This window comes from uncultured Methanobrevibacter sp., from assembly GCF_937898925.1.
Taxonomy (GTDB): Archaea; Methanobacteriota; Methanobacteria; order Methanobacteriales; family Methanobacteriaceae; genus Methanobrevibacter.
Genome location: NZ_CALDKF010000120.1, coordinates 1 through 4,319, shown reverse-complemented (window position 1 = coordinate 4,319; position 4,319 = coordinate 1). Strand labels below are relative to the sequence as shown.

The 4,319-nt window shown below is 34.7% G+C and carries 3 protein-coding genes and 1 pseudogene; 3 read left to right on the top strand and 1 reads right to left on the bottom strand.

What is annotated here, in order from left to right; translation table 11 throughout:
* The 3 genes and pseudogenes from Q0409_RS10160 to thrC all read left to right on the top strand — a co-directional run.
* Positions 1–387 (top strand): annotated as a pseudogene (locus Q0409_RS10160) (tryptophan--tRNA ligase); the annotation flags it as partial.
* Between the two features lie 104 nt (positions 388–491).
* Positions 492–1,190, top strand: a complete 699-nt coding sequence (locus tag Q0409_RS10155; protein WP_298537839.1) for a stage II sporulation protein M — start codon at positions 492–494, stop codon at positions 1,188–1,190.
* Between the two features lie 280 nt (positions 1,191–1,470).
* Complete coding sequence (gene thrC, locus Q0409_RS10150) at positions 1,471–2,667, top strand: threonine synthase (RefSeq protein ID WP_292788329.1); 1,197 nt, start codon at positions 1,471–1,473, stop codon at positions 2,665–2,667.
* 125 nt (positions 2,668–2,792) lie between these two features.
* Here the strand turns inward: thrC and Q0409_RS10145 are convergent, their stop codons facing one another.
* Positions 2,793–4,067 (bottom strand): ATP-binding protein, encoded by a 1,275-nt coding sequence (locus Q0409_RS10145; protein WP_298537834.1) that lies wholly within the window; start codon positions 4,065–4,067, stop codon positions 2,793–2,795.
* Between the last annotated feature and the right edge of the window lie 252 nt (positions 4,068–4,319).

The following is a 4,319-nucleotide window of genomic DNA, read 5'->3' as shown; positions in this document are numbered from 1 at the left end:
CCTGCTTCCACTTATCATAGGTTCTTGACAGGTCTTACTGGAGACAAGATGTCAAGCAGCAAGCCAAACACTGCAATCTACTTGAATGAAACTCCTAAGCAAGCTGAGAAAAAAGTCAAATCATCTAAAACAGGTGGAAGAGAAACTCTTGATGAGCAAAAGGAGTTAGGTGGAAGACCTGATGAATGTGTAATCTATGAAATGCTTGTTTATCATTTGGTTGATGATGAGAAGGAGCTTGAAAAGATTCGTGAGGAATGTGTAAATGGTGAGCTCATGTGCGGACATTGTAAGGTTCATGCAGCAGAGCTTATGAAAGAATTCTTTGAAGACTTGAAGGTTAAGCAAGAGGGATCCGTAGAGATTGCTGAATCATTGTTTGATTAGGCCAATTAGTAAAAATAGATATTTTCATTAAAAATCAGTTTAGAAATCAGTCTAAAAACCAATTTAAAAATTAGTTTATTAAATTAACATCTTAAGGTGTTTTTATGGATATTAAGCATTATTTAAAAATAGCTAAGGAAGAGACAAAAGCTGCATTTTCAAATAACAAATGGCTCTTATTGTTTTCAACATTATTGTTTGTGATTCCACTTCTCTTTGGTTATTTTTATGCAGATAGCATTTCAGAATACATTCAGCCTATGGTGGATAATTTCCAGAAGCAGGTGGATGAAGGGACAATTACCTTAACTACCCATTCCATATTCACAAATAATGTAACTGTAGCGTTTATATTATATGCTCTTGGAGCTTTAGGTGGAGTGTTAGGGGCTCTTATTTTAGCGAATAACGGTATGTTCATAGGTTATTTTGGTGCAGATTTCAATATTTACGCTTACTTGGCATTAACTGTGCCTCATGGAATATTCGAAATTCCAGCAATCATTATCGCTACTACCGGCGGTTTTGTACTCCTTTCATTTGTACTTCATTTCATATGGAACCTAAGGTCTCCAGACTATTCTTATTTGGACATTTTCGATCCATATTTTTCTGATGTGAAGATCACTTTCAAGCAAAGGTGTTATGCATCATTTAAAATGAATCAAAACAAGATAAAGGAGTCTTTTGTATTCTTATGCCTTGCTGTAATCCTATTGATCATTGCAGCATTCATTGAAGCGAATATAACTGTGCCTCTTGCAGGTAAGCTATTGCCTTTCTTCGGTTTAAGCATGGGCTAATTAGTTTTTATTTTCTAATTCTTTTTTTACTCTTTTATTCTTTTTTTTCTTATTACTCTTTTCATTTTTTTATTTTTTTTATTTTTTTTAGTATTTTTAACTTTTTTATTTATTTAAGAAACTTAACTAATCTTAAAATAAGTTTTTATACTATAATGACTATAATTATATGATGTATATTAATTATAATCTCATTTTTTCTAAATTTTATAATTAATCATTAAAAAATAATTTTAATTAATCAAAATTATTATTCATCAAAAAAATTTAATGTGATAAAATGATTAGATGTGTGTCTTGTGGAGAAGAATACGAAGATGATGAAGTTATCTACAACTGTAAGAAATGTGGTTCTGTCTTGGAAGTAGAAGTGGAAGTTGATGTTCCTAAATCTACTTTTGAAGGTAGAAGAGATAACTTATGGAAATACAAAGAATGCTTGCCTGTAGATGCAGAGAAAAGAGTTTCCTTGGATGAAGGAGGAACTCCATTCTGCAGATGTGAAAAATTAGGTAAGGAACTTGGAATTGACCTTTACGTTAAAGTGGAAGGATCAAACCCTACCGGCAGTTTCAAGGACAGAGGAATGACTATCGGTATGACTAAAGCTATGATGCTTGGAGTGGATACTGTAGGTTGCGCTTCAACCGGTAACACCTCCGCTTCCCTTGCTGCATATGCTGCTAGAGCAGGTCTTAGATGCGCTGTATTCTTGCCAGCAGGTAAGGTTGCTCTCGGTAAATTGGCACAAGCTATGTTCCATGGTGCAGAAGTATTCTCAATCAACGGTAACTTTGACGAAGCTTTGGAAGCTATGACCCAACTTGCTCGTGAAAAACACTTATACTTATTGAATTCAATTAACCCATTCAGATTAGAAGGACAAAAAACCATCGGTTATGAGATTGTCCATGACTTAGGATGGGAATCTCCTGACAGAATCGTTCTTCCCGTAGGTAATGCAGGAAACATTTCAGCTATTTGGAAAGGAATCACCGAATTCCACAATGCTGGATTCATGGATGATGTTCCAATGATGACTGGTATTCAAGCTGAAGGGGCTTGCCCTATTGCAAATGCATTTAGGGACAAAACCATGGACATGACTCCTGTTGAAAACCCAGAAACCATTGCTACTGCAATCCGTATTGGTGCTCCTGTAAGTGCTGTTAAAGCATTAAGAGCTATTTACGATTCCAATGGATTGGCTGAAACCGTTACTGATGAAGAAATCCTTGACGCTCAAAAATTGCTTGCAAGAACTGAAGGTGTTGGAGTGGAACCTGCTTCCGCAGCATCCATTGCAGGTCTTAAGAAATTAGTTGAACAAGGAGATATCGACAAGGGAGAAAGAGTTGTTTGTGTTGTAACTGGACACTTGCTTAAAGATCCTAACACTGCAATTGACGCTTGTGTGGACCCTGTCCAAGTGGATGCAGACATTGATAAAATCAAAGAAATCTTACTTAATAAATAATTAAGTACTCTTTTATTTTCTTTTTTTATTTAAATATTTTTAATTCATTTAATAATCTTTTTTTTAATTTATTATTTTTTTTATTTTTTTAAATATTTTTTAAGGAGATTGTTGTTTCCTTTTCTTTATTTTAAGCATCCTATAGGGATGACTTTCACCCCATCTTTTCGTGTATATGCATTTTTTCCTCCTGTTAAAACGGCTAGGAAACTAGGGTTTCTGATTTGGTCATTCGCCTCAATCAATTTGCTTACTTTCAGCAAATTTCGGGCACCTTCTTCTATTTTGGTTTTGCCTAATTTGCATTCGATTAAGGCATATCTTCCATCATTAAGATGTACAACGCAATCAACCTCCACATCATAGTTGTCATGATAATAGGATATGGAACCTCCTAGTCTTGATGTGTATACGCTTAAATCGCGAATGCATAAATTTTCAAAAATAAATCCGAAGGTTTTTAAGCCATCTATGGTATTGAAAGCTTCGGGGTTCATATTTAATGCAGCCACTGGAATGGATGGGTCAATGAATACTTTTTTGTTGCCTGATCTCATTGCTGATTTTGATCTGATATTCGGGGTCCATCCTCTTAAGTCTTCAATAACGAACAAGCGTTTCAATGAATCAACATATGAATAGTAGGTAGGTTTGCTGATGTCTCCAAAGTTAGCGGAAATATCTGCCATTATTGTAGTGTCCTTGGCTAAAGTGGAATTATTTCGGGCTATGGATTTTAGAATCACTTTAACTCTATCCGGGTCACGTTTAACGCCATCGACTTTGGAAATGTCACTTTCGCATATGTTATCTAAATAATTATACGCTATTAATAACCTCTCTCTATTGTTTCTCTTGTTTAAAGATTCAGGCCATCCTCCGCGACATGCTGCAAAAATCAAATCACTCATTGTTAATTCGGACTCAATTCCATCAATGTTCATATGGGGATTGTCAAACAGTTCCTCGATGGATATTCTGCCGTTTGATTCCTTGCTTTCATATAAGCTCATGGGGCGCATGAGCAGTCTGTGGATTCTGCCGGTTCCGGAATGCATGATTTTGGATTCGTCAACTACTGTTGAGCCTGTTAAAATGTATAATCCTTCGCCTTGTAGTTCATCAACACTGTTTCTAACTCCATCCCATAGGATTGGTGCCATTTGCCATTCGTCAATCAATCTAGGTTTTTCACCTTCCAATAGTTTGGAAGGCTTAATGTCCAGCCACATTTGATATTCTTCCTGTCTATCGATATCCTGAAGTTTTAAAACGCTTTTTGCAAATTGTTCTGCAGTAGTTGTTTTGCCGCACCATTTTGGGCCAACTATAAGCACTGCACCAATTACACTCATCCATTGCTCTAATTCATCATCCAAATATCTGTCAATATATTCCATAGCACTGGCTCCGTTTAACTATTTATTGGTTATTTATTTTACTATTTTTAGGTTATATATTTTACTATTTTTAGGTTATATATTTTACTATTTTTAGGTTATTTATTTTAAATTTTTTTCAAATTTTAGTTAATTTGATTATTTTTTTATCAGGAAATTATTTATATTGTTGGTTAAAAATCTGAAATTCTATTTATATATTGTTTTTTTGAGTTCATATATGTTTAGAGAGCGTTTGAGAAGTAATGGTTA

Bases quoted from the DNA above. Each gene is read 5' to 3' on its own strand.
- thrC (WP_292788329.1), top strand. From the start codon at position 1,471: ATGATTAGATGTGTGTCTTGTGGAGAAGAATACGAAGATGATGAAGTT.
- Q0409_RS10145 (WP_298537834.1), bottom strand. From the start codon at position 4,067: ATGGAATATATTGACAGATATTTGGATGATGAATTAGAGCAATGGATG.
- Q0409_RS10155 (WP_298537839.1), top strand. From the start codon at position 492: ATGGATATTAAGCATTATTTAAAAATAGCTAAGGAAGAGACAAAAGCT.